This is a genomic window from Pantoea sp. Mb-10 (assembly GCF_021272205.1).
Classification (GTDB): Bacteria; Pseudomonadota; Gammaproteobacteria; order Enterobacterales; family Enterobacteriaceae; genus Pantoea.
In genome coordinates, this window is record NZ_JAJSDX010000002.1 from 144,441 (window position 1) to 167,790 (window position 23,350).

Annotated in this window: 22 protein-coding genes; 14 read left to right on the forward strand and 8 right to left on the reverse strand. The window is 58.7% G+C overall.

All coding sequences use genetic code 11. The annotated features are described in order from the left end of the window. Positions 1–86 precede the first annotated feature (86 nt). The 7 genes from LU196_RS03980 (at position 87) to LU196_RS04010 (ending at position 7,379) form a co-directional block, all read left to right on the forward strand. Complete coding sequence (locus tag LU196_RS03980) at positions 87–1,115, forward strand: substrate-binding domain-containing protein (RefSeq protein ID WP_232760818.1); 1,029 nt, start codon at positions 87–89, stop codon at positions 1,113–1,115. Continuing rightward, on the forward strand, positions 1,102–2,124 hold the full coding sequence (locus tag LU196_RS03985) for an ABC transporter substrate-binding protein (protein WP_232760817.1): 1,023 nt from the start codon (positions 1,102–1,104) through the stop codon (positions 2,122–2,124). The genes LU196_RS03980 and LU196_RS03985 overlap by 14 nt, the downstream gene beginning before the upstream one ends. Then, positions 2,124–2,978, forward strand: a complete 855-nt coding sequence (locus LU196_RS03990) for an ABC transporter permease (protein WP_232760816.1) — start codon at positions 2,124–2,126, stop codon at positions 2,976–2,978. The genes LU196_RS03985 and LU196_RS03990 overlap by 1 nt, the downstream gene beginning before the upstream one ends. Next, positions 2,975–3,787 (forward strand): ABC transporter permease, encoded by an 813-nt coding sequence (locus LU196_RS03995; RefSeq protein ID WP_232760815.1) that lies wholly within the window; start codon positions 2,975–2,977, stop codon positions 3,785–3,787. Before LU196_RS03990 ends, LU196_RS03995 begins: the two co-directional genes overlap by 4 nt. After that, positions 3,784–4,773 (forward strand): ABC transporter ATP-binding protein, encoded by a 990-nt coding sequence (locus tag LU196_RS04000; RefSeq protein WP_232760814.1) that lies wholly within the window; start codon positions 3,784–3,786, stop codon positions 4,771–4,773. Before LU196_RS03995 ends, LU196_RS04000 begins: the two co-directional genes overlap by 4 nt. A gap of 11 nt (positions 4,774–4,784) precedes the next feature. Next, complete coding sequence (locus LU196_RS04005) at positions 4,785–5,615, forward strand: phosphodiesterase (protein ID WP_232760813.1); 831 nt, start codon at positions 4,785–4,787, stop codon at positions 5,613–5,615. Between the two features lie 165 nt (positions 5,616–5,780). Next, a complete protein-coding gene (locus LU196_RS04010) occupies positions 5,781–7,379 on the forward strand; it encodes a sensor domain-containing diguanylate cyclase (RefSeq protein WP_232760812.1) in 1,599 nt (532 codons plus the stop codon). 56 nt (positions 7,380–7,435) lie between these two features. On the opposite strand, the gene bcp is transcribed toward LU196_RS04010, so the two are convergent. Both bcp and LU196_RS04020 read right to left on the reverse strand, forming a co-directional pair. Further along, positions 7,436–7,903 (reverse strand): thioredoxin-dependent thiol peroxidase, encoded by a 468-nt coding sequence (gene bcp / locus LU196_RS04015; RefSeq protein WP_232760811.1) that lies wholly within the window; start codon positions 7,901–7,903, stop codon positions 7,436–7,438. 138 nt (positions 7,904–8,041) lie between these two features. Beyond that, entirely contained in the window at positions 8,042–8,608 is a 567-nt protein-coding gene (locus tag LU196_RS04020; RefSeq protein ID WP_232760810.1) for a glycine cleavage system transcriptional repressor, read from the reverse strand. Positions 8,609–8,751: 143 nt separating this feature from the next. On the opposite strand from LU196_RS04020, the gene dapA reads away from it, so the two are divergent. The 6 genes from dapA to ypfH all read left to right on the forward strand — a co-directional run bounded on the left by dapA (position 8,752) and on the right by ypfH (position 15,289). Further along, a complete protein-coding gene (dapA, locus tag LU196_RS04025; RefSeq protein ID WP_232760809.1) occupies positions 8,752–9,630 on the forward strand; it encodes a 4-hydroxy-tetrahydrodipicolinate synthase in 879 nt (292 codons plus the stop codon). A gap of 14 nt (positions 9,631–9,644) precedes the next feature. Next, the gene (gene bamC, locus LU196_RS04030) at positions 9,645–10,676 is read left to right on the forward strand and encodes an outer membrane protein assembly factor BamC (RefSeq protein ID WP_232760808.1); all 1,032 of its coding nucleotides are present in this window, start codon (positions 9,645–9,647) and stop codon (positions 10,674–10,676) included. A gap of 144 nt (positions 10,677–10,820) precedes the next feature. Then, complete coding sequence (gene purC / locus LU196_RS04035) at positions 10,821–11,534, forward strand: phosphoribosylaminoimidazolesuccinocarboxamide synthase (RefSeq protein ID WP_232760807.1); 714 nt, start codon at positions 10,821–10,823, stop codon at positions 11,532–11,534. Between the two features lie 158 nt (positions 11,535–11,692). Then, positions 11,693–12,550: a neutral zinc metallopeptidase gene (locus LU196_RS04040; RefSeq protein ID WP_232760806.1), complete on the forward strand. Its 858-nt coding sequence runs from the start codon at positions 11,693–11,695 to the stop codon at positions 12,548–12,550. Beyond that, positions 12,550–14,520, forward strand: a complete 1,971-nt coding sequence (locus LU196_RS04045) for a tRNA(Met) cytidine acetyltransferase TmcA (protein ID WP_232760805.1) — start codon at positions 12,550–12,552, stop codon at positions 14,518–14,520. Before LU196_RS04040 ends, LU196_RS04045 begins: the two co-directional genes overlap by 1 nt. Before the next feature lie 73 nt (positions 14,521–14,593). Continuing rightward, complete coding sequence (gene ypfH / locus LU196_RS04050; protein WP_232760804.1) at positions 14,594–15,289, forward strand: esterase; 696 nt, start codon at positions 14,594–14,596, stop codon at positions 15,287–15,289. Between the two features lie 56 nt (positions 15,290–15,345). On the opposite strand, the gene LU196_RS04055 is transcribed toward ypfH, so the two are convergent. The 3 genes from LU196_RS04055 to LU196_RS04065 are packed head-to-tail and all read right to left on the reverse strand — an operon-like array spanning position 15,346 to position 17,056. After that, positions 15,346–15,537 (reverse strand): YpfN family protein, encoded by a 192-nt coding sequence (locus tag LU196_RS04055; RefSeq protein WP_232760803.1) that lies wholly within the window; start codon positions 15,535–15,537, stop codon positions 15,346–15,348. A gap of 21 nt (positions 15,538–15,558) precedes the next feature. Then, entirely contained in the window at positions 15,559–16,686 is a 1,128-nt protein-coding gene (gene dapE / locus LU196_RS04060; RefSeq protein ID WP_232760802.1) for a succinyl-diaminopimelate desuccinylase, read from the reverse strand. A gap of 1 nt (position 16,687) precedes the next feature. Continuing rightward, entirely contained in the window at positions 16,688–17,056 is a 369-nt protein-coding gene (locus tag LU196_RS04065) for an ArsC family reductase (RefSeq protein ID WP_232760801.1), read from the reverse strand. 397 nt (positions 17,057–17,453) lie between these two features. Between LU196_RS04065 and ypfM the strand changes: the two genes are divergently transcribed. Further along, positions 17,454–17,516: a protein YpfM gene (ypfM, locus tag LU196_RS20380; protein ID WP_139221414.1), complete on the forward strand. Its 63-nt coding sequence runs from the start codon at positions 17,454–17,456 to the stop codon at positions 17,514–17,516. 93 nt (positions 17,517–17,609) lie between these two features. Here the strand turns inward: ypfM and acrD are convergent, their stop codons facing one another. From acrD to narQ, 3 genes are all read right to left on the reverse strand, one after another. Further along, a complete protein-coding gene (gene acrD / locus LU196_RS04070) occupies positions 17,610–20,726 on the reverse strand; it encodes a multidrug efflux RND transporter permease AcrD (protein ID WP_232760800.1) in 3,117 nt (1,038 codons plus the stop codon). A 191-nt stretch (positions 20,727–20,917) separates the two neighbouring features. After that, positions 20,918–21,547, reverse strand: a complete 630-nt coding sequence (locus LU196_RS04075) for a response regulator (protein WP_232760799.1) — start codon at positions 21,545–21,547, stop codon at positions 20,918–20,920. A gap of 14 nt (positions 21,548–21,561) precedes the next feature. Beyond that, positions 21,562–23,256 (reverse strand): nitrate/nitrite two-component system sensor histidine kinase NarQ, encoded by a 1,695-nt coding sequence (gene narQ, locus LU196_RS04080; RefSeq protein ID WP_232760798.1) that lies wholly within the window; start codon positions 23,254–23,256, stop codon positions 21,562–21,564. Positions 23,257–23,350: the final 94 nt, after the last annotated feature.

A 23,350-nucleotide genomic window follows, 5' to 3' on the forward strand; every position in this document is an offset into this window, starting at 1 on the left:
TCACTTCACCGCGATGTTCCTGTCACACGTTACCGCTAGTTTATGCGCCGATGAGATCGATCTCATTGCAAGCAGACGAGGCGAAGATGACGGATTTAGTGCAGGTAGCGAAGCGGGCTGGCGTATCACGCGCAACGGCGGCGCGTGCCTTTTCCGATCCGCATCTACTGCGTCCTGCCACTTTGCAGAAAGTGCTGGATGCTGCTGACCTGCTGGGGTTTCGCCCCAATCATATTGCCCGTCAGTTGCGGACGCAAAATTCGACCACGCTAGGTGTCTTACTGCCTTCACTGATTAATCCTATTTTTTCCCATCAGCTACAGGCCATGGAGCTGCGCGCGCGCGCGGCGGGATATGGGCTGCTGGTGGCGACCAGCGATTATCAACCCGAACGCGAAGCGGTAATTGTCGAGCATATGCTGCGCCAACGCGTGGCGGGTCTGGTGTTAACCGTGGCGGATGCGGACAGCAGCGCGGTACTGACAACGTTACAGGACGCTGGCATGCCGTTTGTGCTGGCGCATAACGTGCCGCAGACCCATCCGTGGCGCGCGGTGTACGTGGATAACCACGCGGCGATGCGCGAGGCCACAAACGCACTGCTGGCGCTTGGCCACGTGAACATTGGCATGGTGGCCGGGCCGATGTTGCAGTCCGACCGCGCCCGACTGCGCTATCAAGGCTACTGTGAGGCGATGCGTGCGGCCGGACACCAGGCGCGACCGGTGATCGAGATGCGCAGCCATACCCACTCCGAATTTTCGTTACTGGCGCCACATCTGCGCGGCGCGGCGCCGCTTAGCGCGGTGGTCTGCACCAACGATCTCCTCGCGATAAGCCTGATGGGAGCCGCCGCGCGTGCCGGCGTACGCGTCCCGCAGCAGCTGTCGGTGATGGGGTTTGATGGCGTGGCGATTGGCGAACAAATTGCGCCGTCGCTGGCCAGCGTAGTACAGCCAGCAGATCGTCTCGGTAACGCGGCGATTGAGATGTTGTTACAGCCCGCCCGCGATGACCGTCGCGTACTGGCACACCATTTACGGCGCGGTGAAAGCGTTGCCGCGCCTCCTTTTGTTTGCTCGCCACTTCCAGGAAATCGCTATGACGCGCTATGAAAAAGTCAAAGCCATTATCGGCACCGTTGCGTTTATCGCCGCTTCGCTGCTGAGTCTGCAAACCCGCGCGGCGGAAACCGCCATTTGTTATAACTGCCCACCTGAATGGGCAGACTGGGGAACGCAGCTCAAAGCCATTGCTAAAGAGACGGGCATCGTGGTGCCGCAGGACAACAAAAACTCAGGCCAGGCGCTCGCACAGCTGGTGGCGGAGCAGGGCAATCCGGTTGCCGACGTGGTGTATTACGGCGTCAGCTTCGGCATTCAGGCTGATAAAGCGGGCGTCACCGCCGCGTATCAGCCTGCCCACTGGGATGACATTCCGTCAGGTATGAAAGATCCCGCCGGTAAATGGGTGGCGCTGCACTCGGGTTCGTTGGGCTTTATGGTTAACGTCGACGCGCTGGGCGGCGCGCCCATACCGCGCTCGTGGGACGATCTGCTGAAGCCTGAATACAAAGGCATGGTGGGGTATCTTGATCCGGCCAGCGCCTTTGTCGGCTATGTTGCGGCGGTAGCGGTCAATCAGGCCAAAGGTGGCACGATGCAGGACTTTGCCCCGGCGCTGAGCTGGTTTAAAAAATTGCAGGCTAACCAGCCGATCGTGCCCAAGCAGACGGCTTACGCCCGCGTGCTTTCCGGCGAAATTCCTATCCTGCTCGACTACGATTTCAACGCCTACCGTGCCAAATACAAAGACCACGCGAACGTGGCGTTTGTGATCCCCCAAGAGGGCACGGTCACCGTCCCTTACGTTATCAGCCTGGTGAAGCACGCGCCGCATGAGGCCAACGGCAAGAAAGTGATCGATTACGTACTCTCTGACAAAGGCCAGGCGCTTTGGGCGAATGCGTTCTTACGCCCGGTGCGCCCGTCGGCGATGTCGGCAAGCGCCAAAGCCTTGTTCCTGCCGGACAGCGACTATGCTCGTGCGCAAACCGTGAATTATTCGCAGATGGCTGACGCACAAAAAGCGTTCTCCGCCCGCTACCTGAGCGAGATCCGCTGATGGTGCTTGCAGACACGTTAACGCTGACACAGCGACGCATAAGACGCTCACACCGTGCGTGGGGCTGGCTGATGTTGCCTGCGCTGCTGTTCTTCTGCGCCTTTTGGCTGTTGCCGTTTGCCAGACTGTTGCAGATGGGCATGCAAGCCGATCGCAGTACTCAGCACAGCGGATATTGGACGGTGATTTCACAGCCGCAGTATCTGGTGAGCCTGCTGCATACCGTGCTGTTGTCGCTGACAGTGACATTGGTGACGTTGATGATTGCCGCCACGGTGGGCTGCTTTCTGGCGCGTCAGCGTTTTCCCGGCCGTAGTGCGCTGTTGGCGCTGCTGACCTTTCCGCTCGCGTTTCCTGGCGTGGTGGTCGGGTTTCTGGTGGTGATGCTGGCCGGGCGCCAGGGCCTGCTGGCGCAGATCAGCATGAACCTGCTGCACACGCGCTGGACGCTGGCGTACTCGCTGACCGGGCTGTTTATCGGTTACCTCTATTTTTCGCTACCGCGCGCCATCGTCACGCTGGTCGCGGCCAGTGAAAAGTTGGATACCGCGTTAGAGGAGGCCGCGCGATCGCTGGGGGCAAGCCAGTGGCACATCATCTGTGACGTGATTGTTCCGGGGTTGCGGCCAGCGCTGCTCTCCACTGGCGCGCTCTGTTTCGCCACCAGCATGGGGGCGTTCGGCACCGCCTTTACGCTGGGCACCGATCTCTCCGTGCTGCCGCTCACGATTTATGGTGAGTTCACCAACTATGCGAATTTCGCTACTGCCGCCGCGCTGTCCGTGGTGATGGGCGGTGTCGCCTGGCTGGCGCTGATGTTGGCGCGGGCGTTGACGCACAGGGAGCCAACATGAAACGGCGTGGTTTATTTTACCTGCAGCTGCTGGTTACCACCGTCACCGCGCTGTTTATGATTGTGCCGGTGGTGCTGTCGATGCTGGCGGGGGTGACCCAAAACTATTTTGTTGGCCTGCGCAGCGGTTTTACGCTCCAGTGGGTGATACAGGTATGGCAACTTTACGGCGACACGTTTTGGCTCTCGCTGTTAATCGCCCTCTGCTGTCTGCTGGTCACGCTCGCCATTGGCGTGCCCGCTGCATGGGGATTGTTGAAAGCGCCGAGACGCTGGGCTGCTCGGATAGAAGAGTGTCTGATGCTACCCGTTGCGCTGCCGGGCCTCGCGACCGCCCTTGGCATCATTTTGCTCTACGGGCAGTTTTCTGCGCTGCGCGGAAGCTGGCTGTTTATCCTGATTGGTCACGTACTCTTTACCCTGCCATTTATGGTGCGTCCGGTGCTGGCGGTGATGCAGGCGATCGACATGCCGCGGCTGGAAGAGGCCGCCGCCAGCTTGGGGGCCCGTGGCTGGCAACGCTTTTTCTCCGTGGTGATCCCCAACTGCCGCAACGGCATTCTGGCCGGCGCGTTTATGGTGTTTACGCTGTCGGTGGGCGAGTTCAACATCACCTGGATGCTCCACACTCCGCTGACCAAAACCTTGCCGGTCGGCCTGGCGGATAGCTACGCCTCGCTGCGGCTGGAGGTGGGTTCGGCTTATACGCTGCTTTTTATTCTGCTGATTTTGCCGCTGTTGCTCATGCTCAACGGGCTTAATCACTGGCTCAATCGCGCGGTGTCGCGCACCCCTAAGGAGACAGCATGAATCACGCTGCGGTTACCGTGACGCTGCGCCAGTGTGCGCGTCACTTTCATCACCACCAGGCGCTACATCCGCTTGATTTGACGATTCATTCCGGCGAAACGCTGGTACTACTCGGACCGTCCGGCTGCGGCAAAACCACGACGCTGCGCATCATTAGCGGGCTGGAACGCTGCGACGCGGGTGGCGAAGTGTGGTTCGACGATCGCAACGTGACCGCCTTGCCGATTGAGAAGCGCAATGTCGGCATGGTGTTCCAGAACTACGCGCTGTTTCCCCATCTTAACGTGGCGCAGAACGTGGCCTACGGGTTGAAAATGCAGGGCGTGGGGCGCGCTGAGCGTGACGCGCGCGTGGCGGAGATGCTGGCGCTGGTGGATCTTGGCGCGCTGGCGCAGCGCAGTATAGATAAGCTCTCCGGGGGACAGAAACAACGCGTGGCGCTGGCGCGCGCATTGGCCGCTCGTCCGCGCGTGCTGCTGTTTGATGAGCCGCTGGCGGCGTTGGACGCACGTTTGCGCGATCGGCTGCGTATGGAGATCGGTGACCTGTTGAAACAGCTGGCGATTACGGCGGTGTATGTCACGCACGATCAGCAGGAAGCGATGGCGCTGGGCGATCGCATTGCGGTGATGGAGCAGGGGCGGCTGGTGCAGATCGATACACCGCAGAATGTGTACCAGCGTCCGGCAACCCCGTTCGTGGCTGATTTTGTCGGGGCCATTAACTGTATTGAGGTTGATGCGCGCGGTGAGCCGCGGCGCTTTTGCCGTCCAGAGGACGTGCTGCTCGCCAGTGAGCCTCGCTATGCGCGTCACGGCGTGATTCTCTCCAGTACGTTTCTGGGCGCATCGCAGCGGCTGATGATCGACATCGGCCTGCCGAAGCCGATGCAGGTAGATCGGCACGCGCGCGAGGCGTGGCGGCCTGGGCAGTCGGTAAGTTGGATGCTGGCGCAGGAAGCGGCGCTGCAATTTTCACCCACATAAGGAGCGCTGCGATGTCTCAGCCAATGACGCTGATTGCGCATATCAGTGACTTACACATTAAAGCGCAGGGACGCTTGTCCTATAAAAAAGTAGACACGCTGGCCGCGCTGCATCGGGCTATTACCACGCTCAACGACCTGATGCCGCGCCCAGATATGGTGGTGGTCAGTGGCGATCTGGTGGATTTTGGTACTGCGGAAGCGTACCAGACGCTGCGCGAGGCGCTGGCGCGCTTGACGCTGCCGTTCAGGCTGATGCCGGGTAATCATGACGATCGCCAGCGTTTACGCGCCGCCTTTCCCGATCACGCCTACTTGCAGCAGGGCGAAACGCTGCACTGGCAGTTGGAGGTTAAGGGGGTACAGCTGCTGGCACTCGACTCCAGCGTGCCACAGCAGCCGTGGGGGTTTGTGGATGAGGCGCAGCTGACATGGCTTGAGCTGCAGCTTGAGCGTGCGCCACAGCTGCCTACGCTGGTGTTTCTGCACCATCCGCCTTTTTTCTGCGGCATTGAGCATATGGATCAACAGCCGCTGCGTAACGCCGAAGCGCTGGCGGCGGTCATTCAACGTCATGCTCAGGTGGAGCGCGTGCTCAGCGGGCATTTGCACCGTGCGGTACAGGCGCGATTTGCCGGCACGCTCGCCTGCGTGGCACCCGGCGTATCGCATCAGGTCGCGCTGGATTTTTCAGCGGCGGGGCCTGCCCATTTTGTCCTGGAACCGCCCGGCTTTCTGCTGCATCGCTGGCAGCCGCAGCAGGGCATGAGCACCCACCAGTGTGCGATTGGCGATTACCCCGGCCCGTGGCCGTTTTATGATGCGCACGGGTTGGTGGATTAGCATCGCGCCCGCCGCGGTTATTTCTGCGCGCCGTTGATTCAGTACCGTGATTAGCTTCACTTCTCGGTGTACAATTAGGGATCTTTTCACCAGGGTCGGCACCCCATCGACCACAAGAGCCTCAGGCGCGCACATGACAACTCTTTCTCTCCAAACGGCTGCGGCATGCTAATGCGCGCCTGGCCCAAAAAGGATCTTCGCACCCTTATTGCGCTCCTGGCGATTGCCAGTATTGTCATCACCTTAGCCAACGCGCTTTATGCCACCTGGCGCGTGCAGCGTATGGTACTGATTGAAAGCACGCTGGCGGCGAATCGCGCGTATGCCACGAAGCTGGCGTCCACCACCGAAGTGTTTTTTCAATTGGCGCAGTCACAGCTGCACTATAGCGCCAATTTGTTAGGGCAGGACTTCGATAACCCGGCGCTGGCACAGCAGGAAGTCAACCGCCTGCGCGAGCAGACCAGCAGCTTCAATTCCGTGGCGGTGGTAGACAGCAACGGCGTGGTGAAAGCGATTTCGCCTGAATCATTGATGCTAAAAGGGATTCAGCTTACCAGTCAGGCCTCACGCGAGGCGCTGGCGCAGCGCCAGCCGCTGGTTAGCCGCCCCTCTGTTTCAGCGGCCAATAATCTGATTGTTTTTGTCTCATGGCCGGTGTGGAACAGCGAAGGGCGCTATCTTGGTTATGTCGGTGGCACCATTTATCTGAAGAAAAAAAGCATCCTGAATGAACTGCTGGGCGAACAGTTTTACCGCGACGGGACGCGCGTGTTTGTCCTGGATCGCAATAATCAGGTGCTTTATCACCACAACAGCCAACTGATCGGTAAAACGCTGCCTGAGGTTGTGAGCGATCGCGATCGCAAAGAGAATAGCAACGGCCAATTGCAGCTGGATGAAGAGGGGGCCGGACGACTGGCCGGTTACGCGGTTGTTCCCACCACCGGCTGGCTGGTGGTGGCACTAAAATCCACCGACATGACGCTGCAACCGCTTTCGGGGCTGCTGCTGCAGGTACTCAAAAATTCCGTGCCGTTTGCGCTGCTGACGCTGCTGATAGCGGTGATTTTTGCGCGCCTGATTGCGCTGCCGCTGTGGCAGCTGGCGCGTAAAGCCAGTCAGATGGATGCGCAAAGCGTGTCAGGAGACATTGGCCGCATCGATGCGTGGTACTTTGAAGCGGCACAGGTTAAGCGCGCGCTGCTCACCGGTATTGGCGTGGTGCAGGATAAAATCGGCAAGCTTAAATTCGAGGTGCAGACCGATCCGATGACCAATCTGCTGAATCGCCGTGGTCTCAGTGCGGTGCTGGATTACTTTAGTACCATGCAGCAGCCTTTTGCCGTGCTCGCGCTGGATATCGATCATTTTAAACGGGTGAATGATAACTACGGTCACGACGTTGGGGATGAAGTGATCAAGCAGGTGGCGCGTACGCTGCGTCTGAGTGCGCGCCAAAGTGACGTGGTGTGTCGCAACGGCGGAGAAGAATTTTTAATGCTGCTGCCTGCCACGCCGCTGGACGAAGCGCGCGCGATCGCCGAGCGGGTGCGCATCAGCATTGCGGAAAGCCAGATTGAGCGCGTTGGACACATCACGCTGTCGGTGGGGATTGCCAGCTGGCAGGTGGGGCAGAGCAGTCAGGAGCAGAGCTTAAAACAGGCGGATGCCGCGCTCTATCAGGCGAAAAACGCTGGACGAAACTGCGTGATGATTGCTGGGCAGGATGCGCTGGTGAGCAGTATTAAACGCGAGCCGTGACAGGTGCCCGCCTGGCGCAATCTGCGCTGGGCGGGACAAGCGTGTATGACAGCGGCTCAGGCGGATTTCAGATAATCCAGCACAATATCGTGATGGTTGGCGGTTTTGAAATCATCGAACACTTTCTCAACGTTGCCATTGGCATCGATCAAGAAGCTGATGCGATGAATGCCGTCGTAGGTTTTCCCCATAAAGGTCTTTTCACCCCAAACGCCAAACTGCTGGCAAACTTCATGGTTTTCATCCGACAGCAGCGTAAAGTTCAGCAGCTCTTTTTCCGCGAAACGTGACAGTTTTTCCGGCTTATCGGTGCTGATACCCAGCACTTCTACGCCCGCTTTTTTCATTTCATCCATATTGTCGCGCAGACCGCAGGCCTGCACGGTGCAACCGGGCGTCATGGCTTTCGGGTAGAAGTAGACCAGAACGCGCTGTCCCTGGAAGTCGGCCAAATTTACTTGTTCGCCGTCCTGATCGGGCAAGCTAAATTTCGGTGCGGTATCACCGGCTTTCAGTGGATTCATCACAACTCTCCATTTTTCTGTGCATGCTGTGGGTAAACACCGGCAGCGCTTACCGCGCCGGGGCGTAACCCTCTGGGTTATTTCACAACACGGCATGTCACGGGGACAGAGTGTGTGGCGAAATAACCCGGAGCCTGGTTAAACGGTGCTGTCAGCGCCGTCTTTGACACTATAAAGACGAATCGCGCCTTGCGCATGCAGTTCTTCACATAGCGCGGTAAAGGCCTGCTCAAACGGTGCGCTGGCATGATTCGCCGGACTGTGCGCTGTCATTTGAATATAGAGGGTGGGCGGCGCATTGTCTTGGGCGGGTTTAATCCGCGACACCAGCTCGGCGATATTCATCTGATGTTTATCGAATAAATCCGTAAAGCGCTCAATGATGTGTGGGGAGTCCGGCACTTCAACCTGAACCCAAACGGTGGCCGGCATCGGTGGCGTCACGCGCGCGTTGGTGCGCTTCATCACGATCAATAGCTCCAGTTCCGCACCTTTCATCGGCAGCGTCGATTCAATCAGCGTTATCGCGTTCCAGCTGCCGGAAAGCAGCATGATGAACGTGAATTCATCACCGAGCATCGCCAAACGGCTGTCTTCTATATTACAGCCGCAGCTGCTGACGTGGCGGGTGATGGTATTGACGATACCCGGACGATCAACGCCCACTGCGGTGATCACCAAATGGTGAGGCTGTAACTGCGACAAAGTGGCGTTTCCTGTACGTTCGCTAATAACCATAAGGTAAACATAAAAAAAACTGCTGACAAGCGCGGGAATGGCGTGGCTCGCTTGCTTTTCTTTCAGGGTAAACCGTAACATGAGGCACTTGTTTGTCGAGGGGATAGCCCATGTTCACCGGAAGTATTGTTGCGCTCATTACGCCAATGAATGAAAAAGGTAATGTCTGCCGCGAAAGTCTCAAAAAACTGATTGATTATCATGTTGCCAGCGGCACCGCAGCGATTGTTTCTGTTGGCACCACCGGCGAATCCGCCACCCTGAGCCACGAAGAGCACGGCGATGTGGTGCTGCAAACGCTTGAGCTGGCCGACGGCCGTATCCCGGTGATTGCGGGTACCGGTGCCAATGCCACTGCCGAAGGCATCTCTCTCACCAAACGTTTCACGGGCACCGGCGTGGTCGGCTGCCTGACGGTGACGCCGTATTACAACCGTCCCACCCAGGAAGGGCTTTATCAGCACTTTAAAGCGATTGCTGAAAGCACCGATCTGCCGCAGATGCTCTACAATGTCCCCTCGCGCACCGGTTGCGATATGCTGCCTGAAACCGTCGCTCGCCTGGCCGAAATCAAAAATATTATCGGAATCAAAGAGGCAACCGGGAACTTATCGCGCGTTTCTCAGATCCAAGAGCTGGCTGGAGAAGCGTTCATTATTGTCAGTGGCGATGACGCTACGGCGCTGGACGCCATGCAGCTGGGCGGAAAAGGTGTCATTTCGGTCACGGCCAACGTTGCTGCACGTGAAATGGTTGAACTCTGTGCGCTGGCACAAGAGGGCAAATTCGCCGAAGCGCGTCGCCTGAATCAGCGTCTGATGCACCTGCACCAGACGCTTTTCTGTGAACCGAATCCTATCCCGGTAAAATGGGCAGCAAAACAGTTGGGATTAATCGCGGATGACACGCTGCGTTTGCCAATGACGCCGCTGACCGACGCTGGTCAGGCGAAAATGGGTCAGGCGCTTATCAAAGCGGGTTTGCGCTAATTTAGGGAGAGTCAATGAGTTATTCAGTTAAGCGCTCGACGCTGGCAACGGCGGTGGGTCTTTCCACGCTGATGCTGCTAACAGCATGTTCCAGCGATCAGCGTTATAAGCGCCAGGTCAGCGGTGATGAATCTTACCTGCAGGCGCCTGAACTGCGTGATTTAAAAGCCCCGTCGGGCTTGATTCTGCCGCTGCAGAATGGGGATTACGATGTGCCGCATTCCGTGGCTAAAGGTGCCGTAGGCAAAGCGCTGGATATCCGTCCGCCTGCGCAACCGCTGGCGCTGGTCAACGGTACGCGGGCCCAGTTTAGCGGCAATACGGGTGTGCTTGCGATTGAAAACAGCCGCAGTGCGATCTGGCCGCAGGTGGTCAGCGTGATGCAATCCTATAAATTCCCGATTGCGCAGCGCGACGACGCCTCTCAGCAGTTGACCACGGATTGGGTGCAGTGGAACCGCGCCGACGAAGATAACCAGTATCGCGGACGCTATCAGATTAGCGTGCAGAAACAGAGCTACCAGCAGGTGCTGACGGTCCGTCTGTTAGAGCTGCAGCAGCAGGGCAAGACGGTCACGTCTCCGGCGCAGGTTCAGCGTTATACCGGCCAGATGCTTAACGATATCAGTACCGGCCTGGATAAAATCGATACCGCCAATGCCGACGCTGCTTCGGGTCGTGCCAACGGCCAAATCGACGTGCAGAGCGGCGCAGACGATACCGGTTTGCCGCTGCTGGTGCTGCGCGCACCGTTTAACGTGACCTGGCAGCGCCTGCCAGCGGCACTGAAACGTGTGGGCATGGACGTGAAAGATGACAACCGCTCGCAGGGCAGTTTGAAGGTCAGCTACAGCGCACCGGGCACCAGCGCGTTCGATGCGATTGGCGCGAAAGATCCTGAGCTGCCAAACGGTGATTACAAATTGCAGGTCGGCGATCTTGATAACCGCAGCAGCCTGCAGTTCATCGATCCAAAGGGCCATGTGCTTACCCAGACGCAAAACGACGCGCTGGTGGCCGTGCTCCAGGGCGCGCTGAACAAATAAATTGCCAAAGGGCCGGAGATTCTCCGGCCTTTTTGTTTTGGTTTTGGCATAATAGCGCCCGGCGAGGTAAACGATTGCGTCACGCAGTCATCGCGCGGTGAAACACCGCTGAACACGGGTTCTTTCATGTTTGGAGTTAACAAGATGCAAAAGCGAGCTGAGTTGTATCGCGGTAAAGCGAAAACCGTATACAGCACCGACAATCCGGATCTGCTGGTACTTGAGTTCCGCAACGATACGTCAGCAGGCGACGGTGCACGAATCGAGCAGTTTGATCGCAAAGGCATGGTCAACAACAAGTTTAACCACTTCATCATGACCAAATTGCAGGAAGCGGGCATTCCCACGCAGATGGAAGCGCTGCTGTCGGACAATGAAGCGCTGGTAAAAAAACTGGAGATGGTGCCGGTCGAGTGCGTCGTGCGCAACCGCGCAGCCGGATCGCTGGTGAAGCGCCTGGGCGTGGAAGAGGGGATGGTACTCAATCCACCGCTGTTTGATCTCTTTTTGAAAGATGACGCCAAACACGACCCGATGGTCAACGAATCTTACTGCGAGACTTTCGGCTGGGTCAGTAAAGCCAACCTGGCGCGTATGCAGGAGCTGACTTTTAAAGCCAACGACGTACTGAGTAAGCTGTTCGATGATGCCGGTTTAATCCTGGTGGACTTCAAGCTGGAGTTTGGTCTGTTCAACGGCGAAGTGACGCTGGGCGATGAGTTTTCCCCGGACGGCGCGCGTCTGTGGGACAAAGAGACGCTGGATAAAATGGACAAAGACCGCTTCCGCCAGAGCCTGGGCGGCGTAGTCGAAGCGTATGAAGCGGTGGCGCAGCGCCTGGGCGTCAAGCTGGATTAACGGCAGCAGCGCTAAACGTCTTATCCGCAGGCCGTCATCGTAGACGGCCTTTTTTATTTCTGTCTTTTCCGCCGTTTCCCTCACGCACCGTGCTGGTGCTTCGTCGCGACGCCAACTAAAATCAGGCAACACCCGCTGAAGATGGAAAGGAGCAGGCCATGCGCTGGCAAGGGCGTCGCGAAAGCGACAATGTAGAAGATCGTCGTGATGCGTCACCGGGTTTCGGCGGCGGCGGGCGGCAAATCCGTATTCCGCGCGGTAAAGGTGGGATTATTCTGTTGGTTGTGGTCGCAATAGCGGGTTACTACGGCTATGACCTGACGGCACTGCTACAGGGCGGCGCGCCCGTTTCGCAATCGCAGCCGGTAAACAGCGCCAAGAGTGACGAGGATGCAAAATTTACCTCGGTGATCCTGGCCACCACCGAAGACACCTGGAGCACGCTGTTCCAGAAAATGGACAAAAAGTACGTTCCGCCCAAGCTGGTGATGTATCGCGGCGCCACGCGCACCGGCTGTGGCACCGGGCAGTCAGTGATGGGGCCGTTTTACTGCCCGGCGGACCAAACCGTGTATATCGATTTGTCGTTCTACGATGAAATGAAAACCAAGCTCGGCGCAGGCGGCGATTTTGCTCAAGGCTATGTGATCGCCCATGAAGTGGGACACCACGTGCAAAAATTGCTGGGTATTGAGCCGAAAGTACGGCAAATGCAGCAGGGCGCTTCGCAGACGCAAGTCAATCAGCTGTCGGTGAAAATGGAACTGCAGGCCGACTGCTTTGCCGGCGTGTGGGGCCACTACGTGCAACAACAGAATATGCTGGAAGTGGGCGATCTGCAGGAAGCGCTCAACGCCGCGGAAGCGATCGGCGACGATCGCCTACAGCAAAAGAGCCAAGGCCGCGTGGTGCCTGACAGCTTTACCCACGGCACATCAGAGCAGCGATACACCTGGTTTAAGCGCGGCTTCGACAGCGGCAATCCGGGGCAGTGTAATACCTTTGCTGAACGTTGATGTCGCCCTCTGAATTGACCGCCGAATTAGCGCGCGCCGGGATTCGTGGTCTGTGCGTGATCGCCGGTGAGCCTGATTGGGCGCTGGCGCAAAGTAAGCCGTGGCAGCGCCAGCTGCCCGGCGACTGGCTCACGTTGAGTGATGCCGCCGATTGGCCCGAGCGTGAAAGCCTCTCTGCCTTTCGTCAGCTGCTGGGCCGCGAATTTCAGCACGCAATTTTTGATGCCCGCCGCGGTTTTCACGCCGAGGCATTTGCTGCGCTCGCGGGTACGCTGCGCGCGGGCAGTTGGCTGCTGCTGCTGGTACCACCTTGGCCTACGTGGGCTGAACAGCTGGATGACGATAGTCTGCGCTGGGCTGACGTGGCGCAGCCCATCGCCACGCCGCATTTTATTCGCCACTTGCAGGCGTGCCTGCTGCGCGATCCTGACATTCTGCTGGTACGTCAGGGCGAGCCGCCGCGTCTGCCGCGCGCCCACCGTCGCCCTGCGTGGCAGCACACGGGGCCGCAGCAGCAGGCGAACATAATGCAGCAGTTGCTTCACCTTGATGCGGGCGTGGCGGTACTTACCGCTGCTCGCGGGCGCGGTAAATCTGCGCTGGCAGGGATGCTGGCGCGGCATGTGCCGGGTAGCCTGGTCACTGCGCCTGCCAAAGTGGCTACCGATGTCATGGCACGCTTTGCCGGCGACGCGTTTCGCTTTATGGCCCCGGACGCCATTTTGGCCGAGGCGGTGACGCCGCGGACCGCATGGCTCATCATTGATGAAGCGGCGGCGATCCCCGCGCCGCTGTTGCAGCAGCTGGTGCAGCGTTTTCCCCGCGTGCTCCTCACCACCACGGTACAAGGTTATGAAGGCACCGGTCGCGGATTTATCCTGCGCTTCTGTGCCACGTTGCCCAACGTACATTATTTTCAGTTGGATACGCCGCTTCGCTGGGCGGCGAACGATCCGCTTGAGCAGTGGGTCAGCCAGGCGCTGCTATTTGAGGACGCAACGGAGAGCGCGGGAGAGGGGGACATTACCGTGAGCCAGGCCAGCCCCGAACAGCATAGGGATGCGCTGAAAGCCGGTTATCGCTTGCTGGCAAGCGCCCACTATCGTACCTCGCCGCTGGATTTACGGCGCATGCTGGATGCACCCGGCATGCGCTTTTGGCTGGCGCAACAGGCAGGCTCCGTGGTAGCGGCGCTCTGGCTGGTGGACGAGGGCGGGCTGGATGCGGCAGTGGCCGCGGCCGTCTGGGCGGGCGTGCGGCGACCGCGCGGAAATCTGGTCGCGCAATCGCTGGCGGCGCACGCCGGGTTTGCGGAAGCGGCTACGCTGCGATCGCAGCGTATTACCCGCATCGCCGTACAGGCGGCACGGCGTCAGCAGGGGGTGGGTACACGGCTGGTGGCGCAAGCCTGTGCCCAGGCCGACTGTGACTATCTGTCGGTCAGTTTTGGCTACACCGAGACGCTATGGCGCTTTTGGCACCGCTGCGGTTTTACGCTGGTGCGCATCGGCACCCAGCGTGAAGCCAGCAGCGGCTGCTATGCCGCGATGGCGATGCGCGCGCTCACGCCAGCGGGCAAAGCGCTGGAACAGCGGGCGGCGCAGCGCCTGGCACGCGACAGCCTCTGGCTGCGCGATCTGATCGCGCTGCCGCTGGCCACCGAACCTCACGGCGTGGATACGCAGGTGAACGAGGACGATTGGCCGCTGCTGGCCGGCTTTGCCTGGGCGCAGCGGCCCTATGAAGCGAGCTATGCCGCGCTACAGCGTCTGGTGCGATGTCACCCGCAGCAGAGGCTGGCACAGCTGCTGCTTGAGAAGCAGCCGCTACACCAGGTGGCTGCGCGGGCGGGCCTCAGCGGGCGCAAAGCCCTGATTCAGGCGTTGCGCGATGAAACCGCAGTCGCGCTCTCCGTGCTGGATAGCGATGCCGCGCAGCAGTGGCAGGCTCGGTTAGCCTTGTTGAAATAGATGCGTCAAGGCATTCAAATTTTCCCACTATCATTTTTATTGCTGCGGCGTAGAGTGATCGGAGGAGGAATGTATGGCACTACGATATGTAATTGTTCAGCAACCTAGCCGCGCCGCGCAGCTATTTTTGCTTTATCACGGCGTGAATGATAATCCGGACGCCATGGCGCAAATCGGTAGCTGGTTCGCCAACGCCTTTCCCGAAGCGCTGGTGGTTTCGGTGGGCGCGCCCTATCCCGGCAGCGTGCCGCAGGGACGACAGTGGTTTGCGGAACGCCCTGAGCACGATCGCTCCCAACAGCAGTGCGTGGATGCGGTGATGCCGACCTTTATTGAATCGGTCCATCACTGGCAGCAGCAGAGCGGCGTTCAGGCGCAGGCCACGGCGCTGGTAGGCTTTTCGCAGGGCGGTACGATGGTGCTGGAAGGCATTAAGGCCGAACCGGGGCTGGCGGGGCGCGTCATCGCTTTCAGCAGCCGCTTTATTACGCTGCCTGAGCGCGCCACCACGCGCAATACCATTCATCTCATCCACGGTGATTACGATGAGCAAGTGCCGTTGCATCATGCGGAAAAAGCGATGCAGCAGCTGACGCATCTGGGCGGTGACGTGACGCTGGATGTGGTGGACGATCTGCCGCACGCCATCGACGACCGCAGTATGCAGTTTGCGCTAAACCATTTGCGTTATACCGTGCCGCGCCGCTACTTTGATGAGGCGCTCAGCGGCGGCAAACCCGGCGATGACGATGTGGTGATGATGCTCTAAACGGGCAGGAAAAGCGCAGGGCGCTGCATGATGCGCCCTGCTGAGGTTGGCAGACGTTATTTCTTTTTGTTCGGCCAGTCGTCTTCGTCATCCCACTTGTCGTTAAAGTCACGATGGGGTGGCAAATCCGGTTTGTTTTCCATGTATTTTTTATGGTCGATGCGTTTGAGATCTTTATAGACGTTCATGAGCACGCCCACCATCAGCAGGATCACCAGAACCCACCAGTACTCTTTTATCCACTCCATGCCTGTTCTCCTTCGGCGTGTTTACGCGATCAGCTGTTCCATAATGCGCTGATACATGCGGCTCAGCAGTTGCAGATCGGACGCTTTTACGCACTCATTGATTTTATGAATGGTGGCATTCACCGGGCCAAGCTCCACCACCTGCGCACCCATACGCGCAATAAAGCGTCCGTCTGAGGTACCGCCGGTGGTCAGCAGCTGGGGCTTAATTTCATTATAGTGCGCAACGGCGTTGGTCACGGCGTCCACCAGCTTACCGCGCGTGGTCAGAAACGGTTGGCCTGATACCGTCCACGTCAGGGTATAGCGCAGCTGGTGGCGATCCAGCAGCGCCTGAACGCGATCTTTGATCATCTGGTCGGTCAGCTCGGTGCTAAAGCGGAAATTGAACTGTACAACGCATTCGCCCGGAATCACGTTATTGCTGCCGGTGCCAGCCTGCACGTTAGCAATCTGCATACTGGTGGGCGGGAAAAATTCATTGCCTTGATCCCACTCCGTGGCCACCAGCTCGTTTAAGGCGGGCATGGCGCGATGCACTGGATTATCGGCCAGGTGCGGATAGGCGACATGGCCCTGTACGCCGTGCAGCGTGAGATTAGCCGTCATGGAGCCGCGGCGGCCGTTTTTGACCACGTCGCCCACGATCTCCGTACTGGACGGCTCGCCAACCAGGCAATAATCCAGCCGCTCGTTACGCGCCATCAGGCGCTCCACCACTTTTACCGTGCCGTTAACGGCACTGGCTTCTTCATCTGAGGTAATAAGGAATGCCAGGCGCCCTTTATGCTGCGGGTGCGCGGCCACAAAACGCTCTGCCGCCACCACCATCGCGGCCAGCGAGCCTTTCATATCCGCCGCGCCGCGGCCAAACAGCATACCGTCACGAATAGTGGGTTCAAACGGCGGGTTGATCCAGCGATTGGCGTCTCCCGGCGGCACCACATCGGTATGCCCGGCAAACGCCAGCGTCTCGCCGTGGCCGCGCGTGGCCCACACGTTGAGGGTATCGCCGACATGCATCTGCTCAATGGTAAAGCCAATGGCTTCCAGACGCGCAATCAGCAGCGCCTGACAACCCGCATCATCCGGGCTGAGCGACGGGCGACGAATGAGCTGTTGTGCCAGCTCGATAACCGGACAAAACATGCTAGTCGTTCTCCTGGATAAAGGTGTGATAACGGGCGGCGTCGAACCCCACCAGCAAGGTGCCGTTGGGGGCTGCCAGCACCGGGCGTTTGATAATGGCGGGATGGGCGAGCATCAGGGCGCGGGCACCCGCTGCACTCTGGGCGGCGTCACGTGCCTCCTCGGGCAGCTTGCGCCACGTGGTCCCGCGTGTGTTGAGCAGCGCCTCGTGGCCCACCTGCTCGACCAACGCATGCAGCAGCGCGTCATCCAGGCCGTCAACGCGATAATCATGAAAAACATAGTCGATGTTGGCGGCCTCAAGTGCCTTGCGTGCTTTCTTAATGGTGTCGCAATTCTTGATCCCGTACATCACCCACTGCGCCGTCATTACCTGCTCCCCATCCTGTGAAAATAAAGCGCGAGTTTATCATAGCGCCCGCCTGCGGGGGGATCTTTGCCCTAAACACGCCACGCTTTTTTCGCATGCCGTTAAGGCGATGGCTGGTCGCAAACCCGGTCCAGTAAACGTTTTCACTCACGGCCCAAATTATTGCTGAGCGTATCATTAGTGCTCTAAGGATTATCCTAAGCGTGAAAGTGTGCTACACGATTTAACAACGTGTTTTTGTGAGTCGTAATAACAAGTTGCTGAAGTGTGCGTCAGTCCGCAATTCTGCTAACAGGCAAACTTTAAGTGTTTTTATCGATGGTGACGAGAGATGGAAACGTATTCACCTGCAGAAAAAAACGGCGTAGAATTGCTTCTACAATAAGAGAGGTAAAACATGGTCGACACCGAAATGGGGAACTGGAAAGAATTCATCGAAGCGATGTTGCGCAATAAGTAACACGCGGAGAACAAGCAGGGCATTCCAACTTGTTTGTATTCTAACCACACAGAGCAATAAAAGCCGCTATGTCGCCATAGCGGCTTTTTTATGTCAGTCGTGCGGCTTCGCCCGCAGCGGAAAGCGTCGGCGCACCAGCACAAAGAACAGCGGTACAAAGAAGATGGCCAGTAGGGTGGCGGAAATCATGCCTCCCATCACGCCTGTGCCAACGGCATGTTGACTGCCCGAGCCCGCGCCGCTGCTGATGGCCATTGGCAGCACGCCAAAGATAAACGCCAGTGAAGTCATAAGGATAGGCCGCAGGCGCTGGCGCGAGGCTTCCAGCGTAGCGTTGACGAGCTCGGTGCCTTTGGTGTTGATCTCATTGGCAAACTCCACGATCAAAATGGCGTTCTTGGCGGACAAGCCAATGACGGTGAGCAACCCGACCTGGAAATAGACGTCATTCTCCAACCCGCGCAGCCAGGTGGCGATCAGCGCGCCAACCACCCCCAGCGGCACGACCAGCATCACGGAAAACGGAATAGACCAGCTCTCATAGAGGGCAGCCAGGCACAAAAATACCACCAGCAGGGAAATCGCATAGAGCGCCGGGGCCTGCGATCCAGACAGTCGCTCCTGATAAGAGGCACCTGTCCATTGGAAGCCAACGCCCAGCGGCAGCTGCTGCACCAGTTTTTCCATCACATCCATGGCGGTACCGCTGCTGACGCCGTTGGCTGCTTCACCGACAATCTCCAGCGACGAATAGCCGTTGTAGCGCTCCAGGCGCGGTGAACCGGTTTCCCAGTGGCTGGTGGCAAAGGCTGAGAAGGGCACCATTCCGCCGCTGCTGTTGCGCACATACCATTTGTTTACATCGTCTGGCAGCATGCGAAACGGCGCAGCGGCCTGGACGTATACCTTTTTCACTCGGCCGCGATCGAGGAAATCGTTCACGTAGGTGGAGCCCCAGGCCGTGGTCAGGGTGTCATTGATTGTATTCAGGGAGACGCCGAGGGCCTGCGCCTTGCGCTGGTCGATATCAATTTGTAGCTGCGGGCTGTCATCCAGACCATTGTGCCGCACGCGCGACAGCGCCGCATTATTGTCTGCCAGCGCCAGCAATTTATCGCGCATGGCCATCAGCTGCGTATGGCCGATACCGCCGTGATCTTGCAGTTCCAAATCGAAGCCGGAGGAGCTGCCGAGGCCGGTGATGGCGGGCGGGCTGCTGGCGATCACCCGCGCCTCTTTGATTTTTTTGAAAGCGCTGGTGGCGCGATCGATAATGGCAAAGGCGGTGCGATCGCTGCTGGAGCGCACCTCCCAATCTTTCAGGCGTATGAACAGGCGCGCGACGTTTTGTCCGTTACCGCCCGGACCGGCCCCAATGGTTGAAAACACCGACACGACGTTCTCTTTCTCGGCGGTCATATAGTAGTGCTCAACCTTTGCCACCACCTTGGCGGTTTGCTCCAGCGTGGCGCCCGGCGGAAGCTGTACCTGCGTGAGGAAAACCCCGCGATCTTCCTGGGGCAGAAAAGAGGTGGGAAGGCGCAAGAACAGAAACGCCATCACGCCCAGCAGCGCGAGGTAGATCACCAGCCAGCGTCCGCCTTTTGCCACGATGCGCGCAACGCCGCGCTCATAGCGCTCGGCTCCCGCGTTGAAGTTGCGATTAAACCAGCCAAAAAAGCCGCGCTGACCGTGCTGCTCGCCTGCAGACAGCGGTTTTAGCAGCGTGGCGCACAGCGCAGGCGTCAGGATCATCGCCACCAGCACCGACAGCACCATTGCGGCAACGATGGTGATGGAGAATTGCCGATAAATGGCGCCCACCGTGCCGCCAAAAAACGCCATCGGCACAAAGACCGCCGACAGCACCAGCGCAATCCCCACCAGTGCGCCCTGAATCTGGCCCATGGATTTGCGCGTCGCCGCGCGGGGTGACAGTCCCTCATCGCGCATGATGCGCTCCACGTTTTCGACTACCACAATGGCATCGTCAACCAACAGGCCGATGGCGAGCACCATGGCAAACATGGTCAGCGTATTAATGGTAAAGCCGCAGGCGTAGAGCACGGTAAACGTGCCGAACAGCACCACCGGCACGGCGATAGTGGGGATCAGCGTGGCGCGAAAATTCTGCAAGAACAGATACATCACCAGGAACACCAGCACGATCGCCTCCAGCAGCGTCTTCACCACGTCCTTGATGGAGGCTTTGACGAATGGCGTGGTTTCAAAGGCGACTTTGGCTTCCAGCCCGTGCGGGAAATAGTGCGACAGCTCGTCCACCCGCGCGCGCACCAGCTTATCGGTGTTCATCTCATTGGCACCGGACGCCAGCTTAATGCCAAGGCCGGAAGCAGGCTGTCCGTTGTAGCGGCTAAGGTAATCGTATTTTTCGGCGCCGAGGGCGACGGTGGCGACATCGCCCAGCGTCACCACGGATCCGTCGCTGTTGCTTTTGACGGTAATGGCGCGGAACTGCGCCGGCGTTTGCAGCATCGACTGCGCGTTGACCGTGGCGTTGAGCGCCTGCTTGTCAACCGACGGGAGGCCGCCCACCTGGCCCACCGCCACTTGCGTGTTCTGCGCCTCGATGGCGGACACCACATCATCGGTGGTCAGCGCGTAGGCGATAAGCTTATTGGGATCGAGCCAGATGCGCATGGCGTATTGCGAACCGTAGGCATCCACTTGGCCCACGCCCTCAATGCGGCTCAGCGGATCCTGAATGTTACTGGCGACATAATCAGCAATATCCTGTTTGTCCATGCTGCCGTCGGTTGAGACAAAGGCAATCATCAGAATGTTGCTGTCACCGGTTTTATTCACGGTCACGCCCTGTGATTGCACGGCGGCGGGCAGCTTACGCAGCGCCGTTTGCAGTTGGTTCTGTACCTGCTGACGGGCTTCATCGGGATTGGTACCCGCGCTGAAGGTCAGCGTAATTTGCGCCTGGCCGGTGTTGCTGCTGTTGGAGGACATGTACATCAGGTTATCGATGCCGGTCATATTTTGTTCGATAACCTGCGTCACGGTGTTTTCCAGCGTTTGTGCTGAAGCGCCGGGATAGTTGGCGGTAATGCGCACATTGGGAGGCGCGAGGTCGGGATACTGCTCAATCGGCAGCGAAACAATGGCCAGCGTCCCACACAGGCACAGCAAAATAGCCAGCACCCAGGCAAAGATGGGGCGGTCAATAAAAAAGTTCGACATGAAACCGACACTCCTCAGCTGCGTATTTTACGTATTATGTGGCGAACGCCGACGCCCCTTGACGTAGACGGGCGCAGCAACGCAAAAGCGCCCGTCTACGCTTGCCAGCGCTTACTCTACGCAGCATTGAGATGAGAATAGTGGATAAATCATGGAGAAAGTGTAAATGCCGTCCGACGCCTGACGGGCGCTCACCTCTCGCGGCGCTCCAGCCAGAGCAGGGTCGCGGCGAGGCGAGAACGCACCTCAAGCTTGCGTAGGAGATGGCGTATATGGACCTTTACCGTCTCCTCGGCAATGCACAACAGAGCAGCGATCTCTTTGTTCGACAGGCCGCGCGCCACTTCCTGCAGCACCTGACGTTCACGCTCGGTGAGCTGTTGAAACGGATCGGCGTTTGACGCTTTCGTCGCGATGGCGCTTTCCACCGCCGCGCTCAACACGCGCTCCCCGCGCGCGCCGCGCGCGATCTCCGTGAGCAGTAATTCCGGTTCGCTGTCTTTTAACAGGTAGCCCGCTGCGCCAGCTTCCAGCAGCGCATGAATATCGCTGTCCGCATCAGAGACGGTGAGCACCAGCACGCGGGCGGTAATGCCCTCGGCGCGCAGCGCATTCAGCGTATCGAGTCCGGACATGCCTTTCATATTGAGATCCAGCAAAATGACGTCGGGCAATAACCGCCGCGCTTCGGCCAGCGCCTCCGTGCCGTTGTTCGCTTCGGCAATGACCTCAAGCTGTGGCTCTAGCTGCAATAGCTGACGAATCCCTTGGCGCATGAGCGGATGATCGTCCACGATCATTACCGTAAGGGGGGAAGACATGGTGATTTCTCCTGTTAAGGCGGCGCTGTTGGGCCCGTTTCACGTGAGGGAAACAGCAGCGTCACGCAGGTACCCGTCGGCTGCGATGTGACCGTTAAGGTGCCAGCGAGGCGCGCAGCGCGTTCCTTCATAATTGCCAATCCAAAATGGCCCGGCACGGCGTCGTGCGCAGGCATACCACAGCCGTCATCCTCAATGCTGAGGTCACACTGACCGTTGTCCTGTGGCTGAAAGCGCACATGAATATGGCGTGCCTGCGCATGGCGCAGCGCGTTGAGCAAGGCCTCACGCGCAATTTGCAACACGTGCACCTGCTGCTGCGCATCCAGCGCGGGTAAACCGGGATACGTGTGAAAGTGGATCTCTGCCGGCGTCTGCGTCTGCAGCGGTGCGATCATGGCCTGCATGGCCAGATTCAGATCGGCATGATTGATGGTGAGCCGAAAGGTCGTCAGCAGTTCGCGCAATTGCTGATGGGCCTCGGTCAGCGCGCGATCAAACTCGGTAATAATCGCCAGCGTCTGCGGCGCCGTGTCCGTTATCTGACGCCGCAGCAGCGTCAGCTGAATGCGCATGAACGCCAGCGCCTGAGCCAGCGAATCGTGCAGCTCGCGCGCAATCGTGGCGCGTTCTTCCGTGAGTAACATCTGGTGATACTGCTTTTGTGTTTGCCAGATCCACAGCGATCGCGCCAGCATGTTCGCCAGACTTTGCATCAGCGCGAGGTCTGGCGAATGGCCTGATGTCTGCCAGCGCATCGCTCCGCGCAGTTGGTTCATCTGCGCCACCTCAACGCGCTGCCAGCCGCGGCTGGCATCATGGGAGCCAGTGTGGAACGCCACATCGTTGACCTCGAGCGTTAAGGCGCTGAGGGCTTCTCGCGCCAGCACCTTATCAAGCACAGCCTGAAACAGTTCTGGCTCAAGCGTGCTGCTGGTGAGGATCTGCGAGCTTTCATAGAGCAGCGTGAGGGTACGGTTGGCCTCGGTCAAGGCTTCAGTTTTGTGGCGCACCGTCGACTCAAGTAATTGATAGTTTTCATGAAGCCGCGCGGCCATGGTGGTAAACGCCTCCGCCAGCACGCCCAGCTCATTTGGTTGGGCACTGCACAGCGGCGGAAAGACAAAGTTGCCTTGCTCAACGTAATGGCTGGCAGTCATCAGGTCATTGAGCGGCAGCACCACGCGGCGGCGGATAAAGCGCAGCGTCCACAGCGCAAGCGCCACAATCGCCAGCACGCCAAACAGACTGCTGCCCGCCACCAAATGCATCTTCAGTTCTGCATAGCGCTGTAGCGCCAGCACAAAGCGATCGATTTCACCCACGTAGCTGGCAATGCTCTGCTGATAAACACGGCCCGATTCAGGTTGCAGCGTTTGCTGTAAATCCGGCCAACTGTCACGAAGATAGCGATAGCGACTGACCACCTCATTGGGCACCCAAGGCCGCTCTAGCTGGGTCAGGGCGGGGGATTGCAGCGTCTGTTGATAAAGTTGGAAATGGCGTGCGAGCCGCTGCGCGTCGCGCGCGTCATCCCATGCCAGTCGGTAAATTTGCATGCGCAGCGAACCGGCCACGTTAACCGCTTCAGCATCGGAGAGGCTGCGCGAAAGCGTCACAAGCGCGAGGCCGGTGGTGACGACCGACAGCAGTACAATCAGCCCCAGCGCACGCGCGATGGTGCGGGTAACCGGACGTGCGACGATCACTTTTGCTTCCTCTGACCTACCGCGCAAGACACAGGGCAGGGCCATGACTGCGGTAGACGGAAGGGATTCACAGAAATATCCACGTCTCTTTACG

Excerpts from the sequence above, each read along its gene's own strand:
- purC (WP_232760807.1), top strand. The coding sequence starts at position 10,821 with ATGCAAAAGCGAGCTGAGTTGTATCGCGGTAAAGCGAAAACCGTATAC.
- ypfH (WP_232760804.1), top strand. The coding sequence starts at position 14,594 with ATGGCACTACGATATGTAATTGTTCAGCAACCTAGCCGCGCCGCGCAG.
- LU196_RS04040 (WP_232760806.1), top strand. The coding sequence starts at position 11,693 with ATGCGCTGGCAAGGGCGTCGCGAAAGCGACAATGTAGAAGATCGTCGT.
- LU196_RS03990 (WP_232760816.1), top strand. The coding sequence starts at position 2,124 with ATGGTGCTTGCAGACACGTTAACGCTGACACAGCGACGCATAAGACGC.
- LU196_RS04065 (WP_232760801.1), bottom strand. The coding sequence starts at position 17,056 with ATGACGGCGCAGTGGGTGATGTACGGGATCAAGAATTGCGACACCATT.
- dapE (WP_232760802.1), bottom strand. The coding sequence starts at position 16,686 with ATGTTTTGTCCGGTTATCGAGCTGGCACAACAGCTCATTCGTCGCCCG.
- LU196_RS04055 (WP_232760803.1), bottom strand. The coding sequence starts at position 15,537 with ATGGAGTGGATAAAAGAGTACTGGTGGGTTCTGGTGATCCTGCTGATG.
- dapA (WP_232760809.1), top strand. The coding sequence starts at position 8,752 with ATGTTCACCGGAAGTATTGTTGCGCTCATTACGCCAATGAATGAAAAA.
- acrD (WP_232760800.1), bottom strand. The coding sequence starts at position 20,726 with ATGTCGAACTTTTTTATTGACCGCCCCATCTTTGCCTGGGTGCTGGCT.
- LU196_RS04005 (WP_232760813.1), top strand. The coding sequence starts at position 4,785 with ATGTCTCAGCCAATGACGCTGATTGCGCATATCAGTGACTTACACATT.
- LU196_RS03980 (WP_232760818.1), top strand. The coding sequence starts at position 87 with ATGACGGATTTAGTGCAGGTAGCGAAGCGGGCTGGCGTATCACGCGCA.
- LU196_RS03995 (WP_232760815.1), top strand. The coding sequence starts at position 2,975 with ATGAAACGGCGTGGTTTATTTTACCTGCAGCTGCTGGTTACCACCGTC.
- LU196_RS04075 (WP_232760799.1), bottom strand. The coding sequence starts at position 21,547 with ATGTCTTCCCCCCTTACGGTAATGATCGTGGACGATCATCCGCTCATG.
- LU196_RS04000 (WP_232760814.1), top strand. The coding sequence starts at position 3,784 with ATGAATCACGCTGCGGTTACCGTGACGCTGCGCCAGTGTGCGCGTCAC.
- LU196_RS03985 (WP_232760817.1), top strand. The coding sequence starts at position 1,102 with ATGACGCGCTATGAAAAAGTCAAAGCCATTATCGGCACCGTTGCGTTT.
- LU196_RS04045 (WP_232760805.1), top strand. The coding sequence starts at position 12,550 with ATGTCGCCCTCTGAATTGACCGCCGAATTAGCGCGCGCCGGGATTCGT.
- bamC (WP_232760808.1), top strand. The coding sequence starts at position 9,645 with ATGAGTTATTCAGTTAAGCGCTCGACGCTGGCAACGGCGGTGGGTCTT.
- bcp (WP_232760811.1), bottom strand. The coding sequence starts at position 7,903 with ATGAATCCACTGAAAGCCGGTGATACCGCACCGAAATTTAGCTTGCCC.
- LU196_RS04010 (WP_232760812.1), top strand. The coding sequence starts at position 5,781 with ATGCTAATGCGCGCCTGGCCCAAAAAGGATCTTCGCACCCTTATTGCG.